This window comes from Amycolatopsis sp. NPDC101161, assembly GCF_044768185.1.
In the GTDB taxonomy this organism is placed as follows: Bacteria; Actinomycetota; Actinomycetes; order Mycobacteriales; family Pseudonocardiaceae; genus Amycolatopsis.
The window spans coordinates 884,385-899,822 of record NZ_JBIWPI010000003.1 but is presented as its reverse complement, the minus strand read 5'-3'; the positions used below and the strand labels follow the sequence as shown (position 1 = coordinate 899,822).

13 protein-coding genes are annotated in these 15,438 nt (G+C 71.9%); 2 read left to right on the top strand and 11 right to left on the bottom strand.

Annotated features, from left to right (window positions below):
- Window position 1: 1 nt before the first annotated feature.
- On the bottom strand, window positions 2–1,243 hold the full coding sequence (locus ACIRSS_RS25800) for an NAD(P)/FAD-dependent oxidoreductase (RefSeq protein WP_400899144.1): 1,242 nt from the start codon (window positions 1,241–1,243) through the stop codon (window positions 2–4).
- Between the two features lie 291 nt (window positions 1,244–1,534).
- On the opposite strand from ACIRSS_RS25800, the gene ACIRSS_RS25795 reads away from it, so the two are divergent.
- A complete protein-coding gene (locus ACIRSS_RS25795; RefSeq protein ID WP_400899142.1) occupies window positions 1,535–2,785 on the top strand; it encodes a cation:proton antiporter in 1,251 nt (416 codons plus the stop codon).
- Here the strand turns inward: ACIRSS_RS25795 and ACIRSS_RS25790 are convergent.
- From ACIRSS_RS25790 to ACIRSS_RS25745, 10 genes are all read right to left on the bottom strand, one after another.
- Complete coding sequence (locus ACIRSS_RS25790; RefSeq protein WP_400899140.1) at window positions 2,758–5,550, bottom strand: AAA family ATPase; 2,793 nt, start codon at window positions 5,548–5,550, stop codon at window positions 2,758–2,760. The two genes, ACIRSS_RS25795 and ACIRSS_RS25790, sit on opposite strands and share 28 nt — an antisense overlap.
- Before the next feature lie 533 nt (window positions 5,551–6,083).
- Window positions 6,084–7,250: a fumarylacetoacetase gene (fahA, locus tag ACIRSS_RS25785; RefSeq protein ID WP_400899138.1), complete on the bottom strand. Its 1,167-nt coding sequence runs from the start codon at window positions 7,248–7,250 to the stop codon at window positions 6,084–6,086.
- Window positions 7,247–8,047: a hypothetical protein gene (locus ACIRSS_RS25780; protein ID WP_400899136.1), complete on the bottom strand. Its 801-nt coding sequence runs from the start codon at window positions 8,045–8,047 to the stop codon at window positions 7,247–7,249. The genes fahA and ACIRSS_RS25780 overlap by 4 nt, the downstream gene beginning before the upstream one ends.
- Window positions 8,044–9,243, bottom strand: a complete 1,200-nt coding sequence (locus tag ACIRSS_RS25775) for a homogentisate 1,2-dioxygenase (protein WP_400899134.1) — start codon at window positions 9,241–9,243, stop codon at window positions 8,044–8,046. Before ACIRSS_RS25775 ends, ACIRSS_RS25780 begins: the two co-directional genes overlap by 4 nt.
- Window positions 9,244–9,324: 81 nt before the next feature.
- Entirely contained in the window at window positions 9,325–9,846 is a 522-nt protein-coding gene (locus ACIRSS_RS25770; protein WP_400899133.1) for a MarR family winged helix-turn-helix transcriptional regulator, read from the bottom strand.
- Window positions 9,847–9,878: 32 nt separating this feature from the next.
- Window positions 9,879–11,180, bottom strand: coding sequence for an MFS transporter (locus tag ACIRSS_RS25765; RefSeq protein WP_400899131.1), 1,302 nt, complete (start codon window positions 11,178–11,180; stop codon window positions 9,879–9,881).
- Window positions 11,177–12,607 carry an FAD-dependent oxidoreductase gene (locus ACIRSS_RS25760; RefSeq protein WP_400899129.1) on the bottom strand — a complete coding sequence of 477 codons (1,431 nt, stop codon included), beginning with the start codon at window positions 12,605–12,607 and terminating at the stop codon, window positions 11,177–11,179. The genes ACIRSS_RS25765 and ACIRSS_RS25760 overlap by 4 nt, the downstream gene beginning before the upstream one ends.
- On the bottom strand, window positions 12,604–13,380 hold the full coding sequence (locus ACIRSS_RS25755; protein WP_400899127.1) for an SDR family NAD(P)-dependent oxidoreductase: 777 nt from the start codon (window positions 13,378–13,380) through the stop codon (window positions 12,604–12,606). The genes ACIRSS_RS25760 and ACIRSS_RS25755 overlap by 4 nt, the downstream gene beginning before the upstream one ends.
- Window positions 13,373–14,206: an SDR family NAD(P)-dependent oxidoreductase gene (locus tag ACIRSS_RS25750; RefSeq protein WP_400899125.1), complete on the bottom strand. Its 834-nt coding sequence runs from the start codon at window positions 14,204–14,206 to the stop codon at window positions 13,373–13,375. Before ACIRSS_RS25750 ends, ACIRSS_RS25755 begins: the two co-directional genes overlap by 8 nt.
- Before the next feature lie 28 nt (window positions 14,207–14,234).
- Window positions 14,235–14,621, bottom strand: a complete 387-nt coding sequence (locus tag ACIRSS_RS25745) for a nuclear transport factor 2 family protein (RefSeq protein WP_400899123.1) — start codon at window positions 14,619–14,621, stop codon at window positions 14,235–14,237.
- 105 nt (window positions 14,622–14,726) lie between these two features.
- On the opposite strand from ACIRSS_RS25745, the gene ACIRSS_RS25740 reads away from it, so the two are divergent.
- Complete coding sequence (locus ACIRSS_RS25740; protein WP_400899121.1) at window positions 14,727–15,419, top strand: IclR family transcriptional regulator; 693 nt, start codon at window positions 14,727–14,729, stop codon at window positions 15,417–15,419.
- Window positions 15,420–15,438 lie beyond the last annotated feature (19 nt).

The following is a 15,438-nucleotide window of genomic DNA, read 5'->3' as shown; positions in this document are numbered from 1 at the left end:
GTCAGGCCGAAGCGGGCACCGGCCGCGGTTCGTCCACTTCGGACTCCATCACCGGCGCCATGCCGTAGAGCCCGGAGATGAGCACGATGAAGTCCTCGCGGGCGGCCAGCGCCTCGGCCGGGTCGACGAGCGCGCGGGCGCGTTCGAAGTACTCCACGACCTTCTTGCTGGGGTCGTAGAAGAACCGGACGAACGAGAGCACGACCTCGAGGAAGTCCTTGTACGACTTCTCGTAGGCGCCCCGCAGTTCCTCGTCGCGCTCCGGCGCGTCGAGCACGGCGTTGACCGTGCGGGCGGCCGTGGAGGCACCCTTCATCGCCAGCATCACGCCGGTCGAGAACAGCGGGTCGATGAAGGCGGCCGCGTCCCCGGTGGTCAGCACGCCGGGCGCGGTCATCCGGGCCGCCGTGTAGGACCAGTCCTTGGTCGTGCGCGGCGCGGCGACCTCGACCGCGTCGCCCAGCAGGCGCTTGACCTCCTTGGACTCGGCGATCCGCTGCCGCAGCACCTCCGGCGGGGTGAGGCCAGTGGCCGCGTACTCGTCGGTCGGCGCGACGAAGCCGACGCTGCAGGTGCCGTCGCTGAAGGGGATCATCCAGAGCCAGCCCGGCGGGCGGTTCTCGACCAGGATGTTCCCGGCCTGGCGGCCTTCGTAGCGCGTGCCGCCCTGGAAGTAGGTCCACGTGGCCAGGTTCTTGAGGTCGTCGTGCCAGTCGACCGCGTCGAGGTGGCGGGCCAGCAGCTTCGTCTGCCCCGAGGCGTCGATCACGAACTTGGCGCGGACCTCGGTGGTCTCGTCCGCGCGGCCCACGCTGTAGCGCGCGCCCACGCATCGCTCGCCCTCGAACACCAGCTCGCGGACCGATGCCTCTTCCACGACCGTCGCCCCGAGGCGGCGGGTGTTGCTCAGCAGGAGGTTGTCGAACTCGGCGCGCTTGACCTCGTAGGCGTAGGGGTGCGGGCAGATCTCGTCGAAGTCGACCGACCACGGGGTGGGGTCGTCGCCCCACAGCAGGGAAAGCCCGAACTTCTTGGTGGCGCCGGCGGCCTCGACCAGGTCGATCGCGTCCAGCTCGGCCAGCACCGGTACGCACCCCGGCACCAGGGACTCGCCGATGTGGTAGCGCGGGAACTTCTCCTTCTCCAGCACCAGGACCCGCCGGCCCCATTTCGCCAGCAGACCGGCGGCAGTGGATCCGGCGGGCCCACCGCCGATCACGATGACGTCGTAGTCGTTCTGCATTGGGTGGAATCCCTTCGACGGTGGCGAGAAACGGCGTGCGCACACGGTTTTCCGGCAGGAAAGCGGTAGCGGTGCGGAACGGGCGGCGCGCGATGTGCGGAGGAGCTCTCCCGGCGGCCGGCGCGTCACCGAGTTTTGCGATCCGCGCCCCGGGTGGCAACCCTTACCGGGCGCGGCGGCAACCCGTAGCGCCCGGGTTAAGGGTCCGGGTCGGCCGCCTTAGGGGTGCCTGCCGCGCGTGGTCGGCGTTTAGCTGTCGGCGGCGGTGCACGCGACACAGGGGGAAGGCGCATGACCGACGTTCAGGTGGCGATCCTGCTCTGCGACCTCGCGCTGATCGTGGTGCTCGCGCGGCTCGCCGGACGGGTGGCGCGGGCGCTGGGGCAGCCCGCGGTCATCGGCGAGATCGTCGCGGGGATCCTGGCCGGGCCGAGCCTCTTCCACGGCGCTATCGCGAACACGCTGTTCCCGGTGGACATCCGACCGCACCTGACCGGGCTCGCCTCCGTCGGGCTGGTGCTGTTCATGTTCGCGGTCGGCCTCGAGTTCGACCACGAGCGGCTGCGGGGTTCGGGGCGGATCGCCGGCGCGACCGCGCTCGGTGCCCTGGTCTTGCCGCTGGTGCTCGGGTCGGGCCTCGCGCTCGTGCTCGCCGGCCGCCACCACCCCGCCGACCGGCTGGGCTTCGTCCTGTTCGTCGGCGTGGCCCTGTCGATCACCGCTTTCCCCGTCCTGGCGCGGATCCTGACCGACCGGGGGATGAACCGGACGCTGATCGGCACGATCGCGCTGTCGGCCGCCGCGGTGTGCGACCTGGCGGCCTGGACGATGCTGGCCGCCGTCCAGGCGATCGTCGGCGGCTCGGGCGCGCACCACTGGGTGGTGCTGCTGGTCGTCCCGTTCGGTGCCCTGCTGTTCTTCGGCGTCCGCCCCGCGCTGGGCCGGCTGCTGACCCGGCGGCCCGGTGCGCACCCGAACTTCGGGCACTACGCGGCCGTCCTGGCCGGCCTGCTGGTCTCCGCCGCGGTGACCCAGCTGGCCGGGCTCCACTACGTGTTCGGCGCGTTCCTGTTCGGGCTGGCGATGCCCCGGCGCGCGACGGCGAAGGTGCGGGAAGACCTGCTGCACCGCACCCAGGCCACCACGTCGCTGCTGCTGCCGGTCTACTTCATCGTCGCCGGGCTGAACGTCGACCTCTCCCGCGTCGGCACGAGCGGGCTGCTCGAACTGGCCGCGATCATCGCCGTTGCCGTCGTCGGCAAGTTCGCCGGCACCTTCACCGGCGCGAAGACCCAAGGCCTGTCGACGCGCCGCTCAGCCGTCCTCGCCACGCTGATGAACACCCGCGGGCTGACCGAGCTGATCGCGCTCGGCGTCGGCCTGCAGATCGGCGTGCTCGACCGCGGTCTCTACTCGCTGATGGTCGTGATGGCGGTGGTCACCACGGCGATGTCCGGCCCGCTGCTGCGCCTGCTGGCCGGCCGTGAGGACCACAACCCCGTGGTGGAGCCGGATCACTCACTGCCGACCACGTCGAACTGAAGGTCCGCGGGCAGGTCCATCCGCCGGTTCACCCGCAGCTTCCGGTAGGCGCGGGTGAGGTGCTGCTCCACGGTGCTGACCGTGATGAACAGCGCGGCGGCGATGTCCCGGTTCGTCCGCCCCTGGGCCGCGAGGCTCGCGACCTTGCGCTCGGCGTCGCTCAGGGCGCTGATGCTCTCCGCGACGCGCGGACCGCCCCGGCTGCCGGATTCCGGCGGCAGCAACACGTCCAGGCCCGCGGCGCCGAGCTCGCCGAGCACGGGCCCGGCTTTGATCTCCCGGGCGAGGGCATGCGCGCGGACCGCCGCCGCCGCGGCCTCGTCCCGGTCCCCGGCGTCCAGGAACTCCCGGCCGGAGGCGACCAGCGCCCGCGCGAGCTCGTAGCGGTCCCCGCACGCGTCGAACAGCTCGACCGCGTCGGCGCGCAGGCACCGCCGGACGTCGTCGTCGGGTTCGGTGTCGGCCAGGATCCGCAGGGCGAGCCCGCGGGCCCGGGCCCCGTCCACGGTGTGCCGGTGCAGCTGTTCGGTCGCGAGCTCGCGCGCCGCGCCGGGTTCGCCCCGGCGCAGGTGGGCTTCGGCCGCGTCGGTCCGCCACGGGACGACGCTCGCCAGGTCGATCCCCCACTCGCGCATCAGCTCACCGCAGTGGTGGAAGTCCGCCAGTGCGGCCGCGGTGTGCCCGGTGGCGAGCGAGTGGTGGCCGCGGGCCGCGAGCAGGTGCAGGCCGTAGCGGGTCCGGAACGTCGCGTCCAGGATGTCCTGCTCCAGCAGTTTCGCGCCCTCTTCGTATTGCCCGGACGCGGTGAGGGCCCGCAGCAGCGCGCCCAGCGGCGCCCCGACGGCGGCCCCCCAGCCGCGGGGCCGGATGAACGTCAGCGCGGCCCGTGCGTGGTACTCCGCGCCGGGCAGGTCGCCGCGGCGGAGGTCGACCTCGGCGCGGATCGCGGCGAAGACAGCGCGCCAGCTCGGGACCTGCCGGGCCCCGGCGTCGGCCAGCAGCCGCTCGCACCACGACGCCGCCGCGTCGGTGTGGTCGCCGTAGATCAGGGCCAGTAGCGCCGCCTGGAGGGTGTCGAGGTTCGCGTCGCTCATCGCCGTGCCGGCCAGCAACTGCTCGGCGCGGCGGCCGTCGTCGTCCGGCGCCTCCTGCCGCAGCACCGCCGCGAGCAGGGTGTTGGCGTTGGTCTTCACGACTGTGGTCGTCGGCGAGTGCTCGGTGTTCTCCTCCGCGAGCTGCCGGGTGTGGACGGTCAGCGCCGGGTAGGTGTGGCTCAGCCGCAGGTGCGTCAGCCGCAGCTCGGCGGTCGTCTCGGCGTCGGCCCGGTCGGCGGCGAGCTGGTCGAGCGCCGCCACGGCGTCGTCGAACCGGCCGTACCAGAGCAGCGAGCGGATCAGCGCCGCGGCGTGGCGGCCCCGCAGCGTGCCGCGGCGGAGCGCGTCGACCAGCGCCGGGTAGTACCGCGCGGCCAGCACCGGGTCGGCGCGCCACTTGGCGAGCGCGAGCTTCATGGTGATCACCGCCCGCCGATCTTCGTCGTCGCAGAGGCGCAGGGCGAGCTTGAGCGCCTCGGTCGCGATCGGCAGCCGGTCGTCGGCGAGCGCCTCGTCGGCGGCCTCCTCCAGCACCGGGACGACCCACGGCTCCCGCACCGGCGGCGCCGCGAGCAGGTGCCCCGCCACCGTCGTCGCCGGGACGCCGTCCCCGTGGAGCAGCTCGGCCGCGCAGCGGTGCAGGGCGGACCGGTCGCTCGGCGACATGCCGCGCCGGACGGCCGCGGCGGTGGCCGGGTGGCGGAAGCGGTTTCCGCTCAGCAGCCCCGTTTCCGTCAGCGCCGCGACGAGCTGGGCGACCGACGCGGTGTCGATGCCGAGCAGCTGCCCGAGCAGCCGCGGCGAGGCGCAGTCCCCGAGGAGCGCGAACCCGCGCGCGACCCCGCGAGCTTCCCGGCCGTAGGAGTCGATCAGGCCCGTGACGGCGGCCTCGAACGCCGGGCCCGCCGTCGGCGGGGTGCCGGGCCGGTCGGCCTCGCCGCGGTCGCGCAGCAGGCTCATGAGCAGCTTCGGGTTGCCCCCGGTCGCCTCGTGGTGGTCGGCGGCCCAGGCCCGCGCGGTGGCCGCGTCGTCGCGCCGGGACAGCAGCCGCTCGGTCTCGGCCAGCGACAACGGCGCCAGGCGCAGCGCGTGGAAGTGCGGCAGCCGCGCGAGCTCGGCGTGCACGGCGCCGCGGCCGGCGTGCGGGTGCTCGAGTTCGCTCAGCACAAGGGAAACGCGGTTCCCCGGCAGCCGCCGGGCGAAGTGCAGCAGGCAGTCCGTCGAGGCGACATCCGCGTAGCCGAGGTCGTCGACCAGGATCGTGACGGGGCTGGATTCGGACAGCGCCAGCAGGGCGGTCCACATGCCGCGCATCGCCTCGGCCCAGACCGAGTCGCCCTGCGCGCCGCGGCCGCGGTCGAGCCCCGGCGCCGTCTCCACGCCTTCGTCGAGGGCGAGGAAGAGCCGTTCCAGCCCCGCCTGTCCCGCGGGACAGCTCTGCAGCAACTGTCCCACCACGCCGAGCCGCAGCGGCCGCTCGGCCACGCTCGCCGTCGCCCGCAGGACCAGGCCACCGCGGCGGGCGACCTGCTCGGCGTGCGTGGCGAGGACCGCGCTCCGGCCGAGCCCCGCGTGCCCGGACACCACGGCCACGGATCCCCGGCCCTGACGAGCCTGGTCGAACAGTTCCCCCAGTTGGCCGAGGACGCCACCCTCCACCGTGTTCCGCATGCGATGTCCCCCCGGCTCGCACAATGATCCCCGGGTGATCGGGGAATCCAGAAGAATTCGGATTGTGCGCGTCGACGTTGACGGACAAGATTTCACAGTAGCACGGGCTCCGAAGCCGGTCAAAGCGGATAACCTGCGTCAAACATTGGTATGAATCCGCTTTCGCGCGCAATTCCTATTCGGACGCCGGTCGCACGTCCCGTGCCCAGCGCCGATCGGAATGAGCGCGCACGGGGGCCGACGCCGGCCCCGCGGCCGCCTTCGAGCGGCTCCACCCCCTGTACTCGCAAGGACACTCCCTGCGTCGGATCCCCTCGAGGCCGATCTTAACGCAAAACGACCGCACCGTGTGGCGCTCTCGCGCACCGGCGGTCCGTGATCAACTGACCGAACTCGGGCGAAGTTGGTCAATCTTGTTCCTGACGAGCGCCGAAGAACCGCGCCGAATTCGCCGGGAAATAGCCGGGAACGACGGCGATGCCGAATTGCCGGTGCCCGGGAAAGGTGTTTGCCGGACCGGGCACCGGCCCCGCTCAGCCCGCCGGGAGGACGCGGCCGCGGACCTCGCCGAAGGCGATGCGCTCCCCGTTCGCGCCCGGGGCCGTCGCGGTGATCACCACCTCGTCGCCGTCCTCCAGGAAGCTGCGCTCCTCGCCCTTGACCGTCAGCGGTTCCTTGCCGCCCCAGCTCAGCTCCAGGAACGCGCCGCGCTGGTGCTTCTCCGGGCCCGAGATCGTGCCCGAGCCGTAGAGGTCGCCGGTGCGCGAGGACGCGCCGTTGACCGTCAGGTGGGCCAGCATCTGCGCCGGCGACCAGTACATCTCGCGGTACGGCGGGCGGCTGACCTCCTGGCCGTTCCACTCGACGACCAGCTCGACGTCCAGCCCCCACGGCCGGCTTTCCCGCAGGTACGGCAGCGGTTCCGGGTCCTGGCCGGGCAGCGGGGTCCGCGCGGCCTCCAGCGCGAGGATCGGCACGACCCACGCCGAGATCGACGTCGCGAAGCTCTTGCCCAGGTTGGGCCCCAGCGGGACGTACTCCCACGCCTGGATGTCGCGCGCGGACCAGTCGTTGAGCAGCACCGCGCCGAACACGTGCCGCGGGAAGTCGTCCGGCGCGATCGGAGTGTTGAGCGGCGTGCCCGTGCCGACGACGAAGCCGAGCTCCGCCTCGATGTCCAGGCGGGTGCTCGGGCCGAACACCGGCGCCGGGTCGCCCTTGCGCTGGCCGCTCGGCCGGACGACGTCCGTGCCCGACACCAGGACCGTCCCGGCCCGCCCGTGGTAGCCGACCGGCAGGTGCTTCCAGTTGGGCAGCAACGGTTCCGCGTCCGGCCGGAACAGCCGCCCGACGTTCGAAGCGTGGTGCTCGGACGCGTAGAAGTCGACGTAGTCCGCGACCTCGATCGGCAGGTGCAGGGTGACGTCGGCGACCGCGTGCACGGCGTCGTCCGGGACCTCGCCGGCCACGAGCTCGGTCACCAGCGAACGGACGGCCACCCAGCGGTCGTACCCCTGCGCCATGAACGGGTTCAGCGTCGGCGCGGCGAAGACGTCGTCGCCGAGCGCGCGAGCCAGGTCGAGCACCGAGTCCCCGACGCGGACGCCGACGCGCGGGGCGTCGCCGCCCACCGAGAACACGCCGTAGGGCAGGTTCGCGGTGCCGAACGGGGAACCGGCGGGGATGTCGATCGTGGTCATGCCTCTCCTCGGGGCAGCAGGCCGAGCGCGGCCAGCTCGGTCAGGGGGTCGGTGATGCTGCACGTGCCGAACGACGCGAACCGCGTGCGGACGCCGGCGTCGAGGTCCCGGACCAGCCCCGCGACGACCGCGCCGTCCCGCTCGGCCAGGTGCGCCTCGGCGTGGTCGGGGTCGCCGGCGGCGAGCAGCAGATTGAGGAACCCGTGCTGCTCGAACCCGGTCTCCGGGTCGGTGTTGCGCAGCGCGTGGTGCAGCCCCGCGGTCGCCTTGAACGGGACGTCGGCGTCGACGGCGTCGCAGATCGCGGCGGCCAGCTCGGCCTCGGACGGATACAGGTCGGCGCGGACGCCCCCGGTCCGGAACTTCGCCCGGTGGCCCGTCCCCGCGAGCGCCCGCAGCAGTGGGCCACGCCGGTCGTCCCGCGGGATCTCGACGTACACCGGCGCGGTCGCGGCCGCCACGGCGTCGAGGACTTCGTCCGGTCCCATGCCGTCCGGCACGGCGATCTCCAGCGCCCGCAGGTCCACCGGCAGGCTGGGCACGGCGGCGAGCACGCCGGGCAGCTGCGCGGGACCGCCGGGCAGCGTCACCGCGACCGGCAGCGGGTTCTCGCGCGACCCGAGCAGGTCGGCCAGCGCGTCGAGCGCCGGGGCCGCGAGCACCAGCGGGCCGACGAGGTCGCGGTACCAGGCCTTCGTGTGCCCGTCGTGCGCGGCGACGGCGTCCGGCAGCGGTGCCAGCCCGGGCGGGAACACCGCGGCGTCGTCGCACAGCCCGGCGAAGAGGTCGGGGATCACGCCACCGGCCCCCGTCCGGACCAGGTCCAGGCGTAGCCGGGGTCCTCGCTCGCCAGCCCGCCCTCGCCGAGTTCGAGCGGCCGGAACGTGTCGACCATGACGGCCAGCTCGTCGAAGAACTCCGCGCCGAGCGAGCGTTCGACCGCGCCGGGCTGCGGGCCGTGGCTGTGCCCGCCCGGGTGCAGGCTGATCGAGCCCTGGGCGATCCCTGAGCCCTTGCGAGCCTCGTAGTTGCCACCGCAGTAGAACATGACCTCGTCGGAGTCCACATTGGAGTGGTAGTACGGCACCGGCACGGCGAGCGGGTGGTAGTCGACCTTGCGCGGCACGAAGTTGCAGATGACGAAGTTCTGGCCCTCGAACACCTGGTGCACGGGCGGCGGCTGGTGCACGCGGCCGGTGATCGGCTCGAAGTCGGCGATGTTGAACGTGTAGGGGTAGAGGAACCCGTCCCAGCCGACGACGTCGAAGGGGTGCGTCGGGTAGACGTACCGGGTGCCGGTGATGCCGCGCGAGCCGCGGTGCTTGACCAGCACCTCGACGTCCTCGCCCTCGGCGAGCAGCGGCTCCTCCGGGCCGTGCAGGTCGCGCTCGCAGTAGGGCGCGTGCTCCAGCAGCTGCCCGAACTTCGACAGGTACCGCTTCGGCGGCGTGATGTGCGAGTTCGCCTCGACGACGTACGCGCGCAGCGGCTCGTCACCGGTCGGCACCCAGCGGTGCGTGGTCGCGCGCGGCAGGATCACGTAGTCGCCCTGCCGGGCCTCCAGCAGGCCGAACACGGTCTCGACGCGCGCTTCGCCGGACTCGACGTACACGCATTCGTCGCCGACGGCGTTGCGGTAGAGCGGCGAGGTCTCCCCCGCCGCGACGTAGGAGATGCGGACGTCGCCGTTGCCCAGGACGAGCCGCCGGCCGGTGACGACGTCGGCGCTCTTCCAGTCGTTGCCCGCGAACAGCTCGTGCAGCTTGAGGTGGCGCGGCACCAGCGGGCGGTTCTCGGTGAGCGTCTGGTCGGGCAGGTCCCACGGCGTCGCGCCGACGATCGCCGAGGGCACCCCGCGGTGGTAGAGCAGCGAGGAGTCCGAGGAGAAGCCCTCCTCGCCCATCAGCTCTTCGTAGTACAGCCCGCCTTCGGGGGTGCGGTGCTGGGTGTGCCGCTTCGGCGGGATGGTCCCCGCTCGGCGGTAGTACGCCATGGTTCGCCTCCTGGCCGATTTAGTTCACGCTTTTACTATCTTCTGGGCAGCCTAGCCCCCGGCCCGCTCCGCGGGTAGGGCCTAGTTGCGGCTGCGGGTGTCGGCCCCGGCCCGGCCGGTGATCAGCTTGCCCAGCAGCAGCACCAGGATCCGCTGCTCTTCCTCGGTGAGGGCGCCGGTCCAGCCGAACTCGCGCTCGTTGTGCTCGCGGAACACCGACACCATCTCTTCGTGGCCCGCGTCGGTCAGCGACAGCCGGACCGAGCGGCCGTCGCGCTCGTCCGGGGCGCGGTCGAGCAGGCCGTCCGCGACGAGCGGCTTCATCAGGTTCGACACCGCCGCCCGGCTCATCCCGGTGAGCCGGGCGGCGCTCTTCGGTTCCAGGGGCCCGGCCAGCCAGACCACGAACAGCAGCCGGAACGCCGACCACGACCGCCCGCGCGGCCGGTGCACCGCGGCCTCCAGGTCGTAGGTGACCAGGTCGGACGCCCGGTTGAGGGTCAGCAGCACCTCGGTGGCCAGCTGGTGGCGGAAGCCGTACTCCGTCGCGAGCCGGCGGTTGGCCAGCTCGACGAACGACCAGAAGTCCAGCTCCGCCTCCATGCCCGCACCCTACCAACTGGTCAATATCGAAACTAGTTGCGCTCGCGCGGCACCTTCAGGAACGCGAGCATGATCGCCGAGAGCACCAGGCAGCCGATCGGGAAGTACAGCCCGACCGTGACGTCGGTGTCCGTCGCCGCCAAGCCGATCGCGTACGGGCCGAAGAACCCGCCCAGCGCCGCGATCGAGTTGATCGCGGCCAGCCCGACGGCCGTGTGTTCCTTCGACAGCACCTTCGCCGCCATCGCCCAGTACGGCGCCAGGTAGCCGAGCACGCCGATCGCCGCCAGCGACAGGCTGATCAGCGACAACGCCGGCACGGACTTGAACTGGATGGCGCCGAAGAAGCCCACCGCCGCGACGAGCACCAGCGCGATCACGTGCCCCTTGCGTTCGCCGGTCCGGTCGGAGTTGCGGGCGAGCAGCAGCATGCCGACCGCGCCCACGACGTACGGGATCGCGCCGAGCAGCCCGATGTTGGTCGAGGAGTACTTCGGGTCGAGCTGCTTCACGATCAGCGGCAGGAAGAACGTCAGCCCGTACAGCCCGCACGCGATGAACAGGTTGGAGAACGCCAGGTGCAGCACCTTGCCGTTGCGGACCGCCTTCAGCTGGCCGAGGAAGGTCTCCTTCTCCTCGGGCACGTACTCCTTGTCGATCTCGGTCTGCAGCCAGGTGCGTTCCTCGGTGGTGAGGAACTTCGCGTCGGCGGGCTTGTCCGGCAGCCACAGGAACGTGACGACGCCGATGAGCACGGCCGGCGCGCCCTGCAGCACGAACACCCACTGCCAACTGCTCATCCCGAACCAGTGCGCGTGGTCGAGGATCCAGCCGCCGGTGAGGCTGCCGAAGATCAGCGCGATCGGCTGGGCCAGGGCGAGCGTCGCGATGGCGCGGCCGCGTTCCTTGCCGCGGAACCACAGCGTCAAGTACAGCAGCAGGCCGGGGAACAGCCCCGCTTCGGCGATGCCGAGCACGATCCGGGCGATGAACAGGTGCGTCGTGCTCGCGACGAACCCGGTCACGACCGTGACGATGCCCCAGCTGACCGCGATCCGGCTCAGCCACAGCCGCGCGCCGACCCGCTTCATGATCATGTTGCTGGGGACCTCGAACACGACGTAGGCGAGGAAGAAGATCGCCGACGCGGCTCCGAACGTGGCCGCGTTGATCGCCAGTTCCTTGCCCATGCCCAGCTGGGCGTAGCCGATGTTGGCCCGGTCCATGTAGTTGAAGATGTAGAGCAGGCCGACGATCGGCATGATCCGCACGGCGACCTTGCGGACGGTGCGTCTCCCGACCGCGACGCTCGCGGGTCCGGTGTGGACGGTCATGGGGTGCTCCTCGACGGTGAGTGGGTGGCGGTGCGGCCGGCGACCCGGCCCATGGTGATGGCGTTGGCGACGGCGTTCCCGCCGCCGACGTACCGCGGCCCGAGCACGCCGGCTCCGGCCTCCCCCGCGGCGAACAGGCCGGGCACACGCTCCCCGCGCGCGTCGAGGACGGCGGCGGTGCCGTCGATCTCGAGTCCGGCGTGGGTGCAGACGAGCTCGGCGGGCCGCGTGCGGGCCGCGTAGAACGGCGGTTTCCCGAGCGGCTCCGGCGGTTCGGTGCGGCCCTTGGCCTTCAGGGTTTCGTGGCGCAGGAAGTCCGGGTCCTCGCCGGTGGGCAGGTGCGCGTTCCAGCGGTCGATCGTCGCCCGGAGCGCGCCGGCGGGCACGCCCAGCTTCCCGGCCAGCTCCTCGACGCTGTCGGCGCGGACCGTCCGGCCGGCCTCGGCTTCGGCCAGGACGTGGCCGGCGTCCCAGTGCGCGTACCCGGCGGGCAGGCTCAGGCGGGCCTGCTCGTCGAAGACCGTCCACACGGGACCGTCCTGGAGGTCGATGATCCCGCCCGACACGGCGTAGGAGGCGTCTTCGTCCATGAACCGGCGGCCGTGGGCGTTGACCATGATCCGCGACACCGGCGGGAAGCCGGACTGCCAGTGGTGCAGCCGCTGGAAGTAGACGGTGGGCAGCAGCAGGCCCCAGCCGTCCCCGGCGATGGCGGCGTCGACCTGCGTGCCGAACGCCAGGTGGTCGCCACGCGAGCCGTCCGCCGCGACGACGAACAAGTCATCGCCCGCGGCGTCGGCGGCTGGGTAGTACCGCGTGACCAGCGCCGGGTCCTGGGCGAACCCGCCGGTCGTGACGATCACGGCCTTCGCGGTGACCTCGATGCCGTCGGCGACAACGCCGGTGACGCGCCCGCCGTCGACGAGCAGCCGTTCCACGCGCGTGTTCAGCACGGCTTCGACGCCGGCCTTGCGTCTCGCCCGGTCGAGGACCTGGACGAGGCCGTAGCCCTGGTCCTTCGGGACGTGCGCGCGCCAGACGTCCTCGACCCCGGCCCGGGTGAGGCCCGGCGAGTGCGCGTTGTGCGACACCTTCGCCGGGATCTCGGCGCCCAGCCCGATCAGCCACTCGAGCGCCGGGCCGGCCTCTTCGCAGAACGCGCGGACCAGCCCGGGCTTGAGCTGCCACTGGTTCAGGTCCATGTAGTGCTGGAAGAACTTCTCCGGCGTGTCCTCGATGCCCAGTCCCCTTTGGACACTGGTGCCGGCGGCGGTGAACATGCCCGCCGACAGCTGCGTCGAGCCACCGAGCTCCTTCTCGGCCTCGAACAGCAGGACGGACGCGCCGCGCTCGGCGGCGGACACGGCCGCGGCGAGGCCCGCTCCCCCGCCGCCCACGACGACGACGTCGTACTCCTCGGCGCTCATCCGAGGTCACCTCCCGACTCCGCGACGATGCGGTGGTAGAGCCCGTTGGAGACGAGGCCGCCGTCGACGGTGACCTCGCTCCCGGTCATGTAGGTGGACCGGTCCGACAGCAGGAAGAGCACGGCGTCCGTGATCTCCTCCGGGCGGCCCATGCGTCCGGCCGGGACACTGTCCACAGCGGACTGCACGAACTTGTCGGCCCCGGCCAGCAGCGCCGTGCCGACGAGTCCGGGGTGGACGGAGTTGACCCGGATGCCCCACCGCGCGAAGTTCCCGGCGGCCGATTTGGACAGTCCCGTCAGGCCCCACTTGCTGGCCGAGTAAGCGGGCGAGAAGTACCCGATCTGCCCGGAGATCGACGAGATGTTGACGATCGACCCGCCCCCGGAGTCGCGCATGAGCGTGGCGGCCGCGCGCATCCCGTGGAACGGTCCGCTCAAGTTGACCGCGAGAACCCGGTCCCACACCTCGGCGGTGGTGTCCAGGAACTCCAGCCGCCGCGAGATCCCGGCGTTGTTGACGAGCCCGCCGAGTTTTCCCTGCCGCGCCTTGATTTCCGCGATCACGGCGTCCCACTGCGCGGCGTCGGTGACGTCGAGGTGGTGCGCCGAGGCCGAACCACCGTCGGCGACGATCTTGCCGACCACATCGGACGGATCGGCGACGTCGGCGACGCAGACGTGGACGCCCAGGGCACCGAGCGCGCGGGCGTGGGACGCGCCCATGCCGCCCGCCGCACCGGTGACGAGGACGACGTCCGGGTACTCAGACATGACGGGACCCGCCGTCGACGGCGATGCTGTGCCCGGTCACGTACCGGGCGCTGTCCGAGAGCAGGAACAGCAGCACGCCGGCGACCTCTTCGGGCGAGCCGATCCGGTGCAGCGGGACGGCGTCGAGGGCCTTGGCCAGCGCGGGGGCGTCGTCCTGGATCCACCGGGTCATCTCGGTGTCGATGTAACCGGGCGCGATCGAGTTGACGCGGATGCCCTGGTCGCCGAGCTCGACGGCGAGCGACTCGGTGAGGTGCGCGACGGCGGCCTTGGAGCTGCAGTAGGCGCCGCGGCCCTTGCGCACGCGCACGGCCGACACCGAGGACATGTTGACGATCGCACTACCCGGACGCATGTGCTTCGCGGCGGCCTGGGCGCCGAACAGCACGCCCTCGACGTTGACCGAGAGCGTCGCCCGGATCTGTTCCGGCGTGATCTCGGGGACCTCGGCGAAGGGGAAGATGCCGGCGTTGTTGACCCAGAAGTCGATCCGCCCGAACTCGTCGACCGCGCGCTGCGCGAGGGCGAGGTGGTCACCGGCCTTCGTGACGTCGAGAGTGGCGGGCACGATCCGGCCAGGCTTGGCCTCGAGGGAGTTTTCGGCCAGGGCCGCGGTCAGCTCGGCAGCGGTGGCGGCCATGGCGTCACCGTCGATGTCGCCACCGACGACGTCGACCCCGCGCGTGGCCAGGGCGGCGGCAAAGCGGGCACCCATGCCCCGGGCGGCGCCGGTGACCACGGCGACCTCGCCGGGGAACTCGGGGTACAGCGTGGTGACCGGCTGGTGCAGGACCCGCCCGGGACCGGTGGGCTCGTGGGTCGTCATCGTTCGTTCTCTCTTCTTTCGTGGTGGATCAGGAATCGCGGTGAACGGTGCGCCGCCGGACGAGCCAGCCATCCCCGGCGCGGACGAGCTCGTCCTCGAGGACGGTCAGGCGCACCAGGTGCGTACTGGCGACGATCTGCAGGTAGGCATCGGCGCGCAGGGTGTCCGCGGTATCGCCCGGGCGGACGTGGATCGTGCTGACCACGTGCCTGAGCGTCTCCCCGGAGGCGTGGAAGCGCTCGGCGAACGCGGTCAGTGCACCGGCGCCGACGGCGGGCTCGGGATAGGTCGGCGAGTGGAACTCGCCATCGGAGGTGAAGGTGGCGGCCCACTCGGCGGCGCGCCCGGAGTCGATGGCGTGGCTTTGCCGGCCGTAGAGCTGGTGCACGGCCACGACGTCCTCGGTCGCCACCATCGGAACCTCCGTTGTCCCTGTTGCCTAAACGTGCTATATTCGCACGCAGTGTGCGAATATGTGTAGGACAGTAGGTCGCCACTTTCGCGTCGTCAAGGGAGCCGCGTGTTGGAATCGACGCTGCCCGCGTCCGGGACATCGAAGACGTTGCACCACGGGCTGCAGGTGCTGGAGCTGCTGGTCCAGCACCCGGGAGGCCTGACGCTGACCGAGATAGCGGACGGCATAGGCGTGCACCGGACGGTCGCGCACCGCCTGGTGAGGACGCTGGAGGCGCACTACTTGTGCCGCCGCGACCGCTTCAAGCGCATCTCGCTGGGCACGGGCTTGGTGAGGCTGGCCGAGCCGGTGGAGCAGGACTTGCGCACGCTGGCGAGACCGGTGCTGGAGGAGCTGACGGACTCGGCCCAGGCATCGGCCCACTTGGTGGTGCGCGAGAACGCGGACCAGGTCCGGATGTTGATGATCGTGGAGCCGAGAAGGGCGGCGATGCACGTGGCATTCCGTTCAGGGCAGCTGGACCCGATCGGCCGAGGCTCGGCGGGCCTGGCCCTGCTGGCGGCCGGGCCACCGCTGGAGGGCGAGCGCGCGGAGGTGACTTTGGCGCGGGAGCGGGGCTACGCGGTGTCGAAGGGCGAGATAGCACCGGGCATAACGGGCATTTCAGCGGTAGTACGCACGGGGCGAGACCAGCCGGAGACGAGCATCGGGTTGTCGCTGTTCGAGGCGCCGGACCCGGACGAGCTGGGAAGATTGGTGATGGCGGCCGCGCAGAGGTTGAGCACCCAGCTCGGCTGAGCCCTCCGCAAGGCTGAGC

Bases quoted from the DNA above. Each gene is read 5' to 3' on its own strand.
- fahA (WP_400899138.1), bottom strand. From the start codon at position 7,250: ATGACCACGATCGACATCCCCGCCGGTTCCCCGTTCGGCACCGCGAAC.
- ACIRSS_RS25795 (WP_400899142.1), top strand. From the start codon at position 1,535: ATGACCGACGTTCAGGTGGCGATCCTGCTCTGCGACCTCGCGCTGATC.
- ACIRSS_RS25765 (WP_400899131.1), bottom strand. From the start codon at position 11,180: ATGACCGTCCACACCGGACCCGCGAGCGTCGCGGTCGGGAGACGCACC.
- ACIRSS_RS25770 (WP_400899133.1), bottom strand. From the start codon at position 9,846: ATGGAGGCGGAGCTGGACTTCTGGTCGTTCGTCGAGCTGGCCAACCGC.
- ACIRSS_RS25760 (WP_400899129.1), bottom strand. From the start codon at position 12,607: ATGAGCGCCGAGGAGTACGACGTCGTCGTCGTGGGCGGCGGGGGAGCG.
- ACIRSS_RS25750 (WP_400899125.1), bottom strand. From the start codon at position 14,206: ATGACGACCCACGAGCCCACCGGTCCCGGGCGGGTCCTGCACCAGCCG.
- ACIRSS_RS25800 (WP_400899144.1), bottom strand. From the start codon at position 1,243: ATGCAGAACGACTACGACGTCATCGTGATCGGCGGTGGGCCCGCCGGA.
- ACIRSS_RS25745 (WP_400899123.1), bottom strand. From the start codon at position 14,621: ATGGTGGCGACCGAGGACGTCGTGGCCGTGCACCAGCTCTACGGCCGG.
- ACIRSS_RS25775 (WP_400899134.1), bottom strand. From the start codon at position 9,243: ATGGCGTACTACCGCCGAGCGGGGACCATCCCGCCGAAGCGGCACACC.
- ACIRSS_RS25755 (WP_400899127.1), bottom strand. From the start codon at position 13,380: ATGTCTGAGTACCCGGACGTCGTCCTCGTCACCGGTGCGGCGGGCGGC.
- ACIRSS_RS25790 (WP_400899140.1), bottom strand. From the start codon at position 5,550: ATGCGGAACACGGTGGAGGGTGGCGTCCTCGGCCAACTGGGGGAACTG.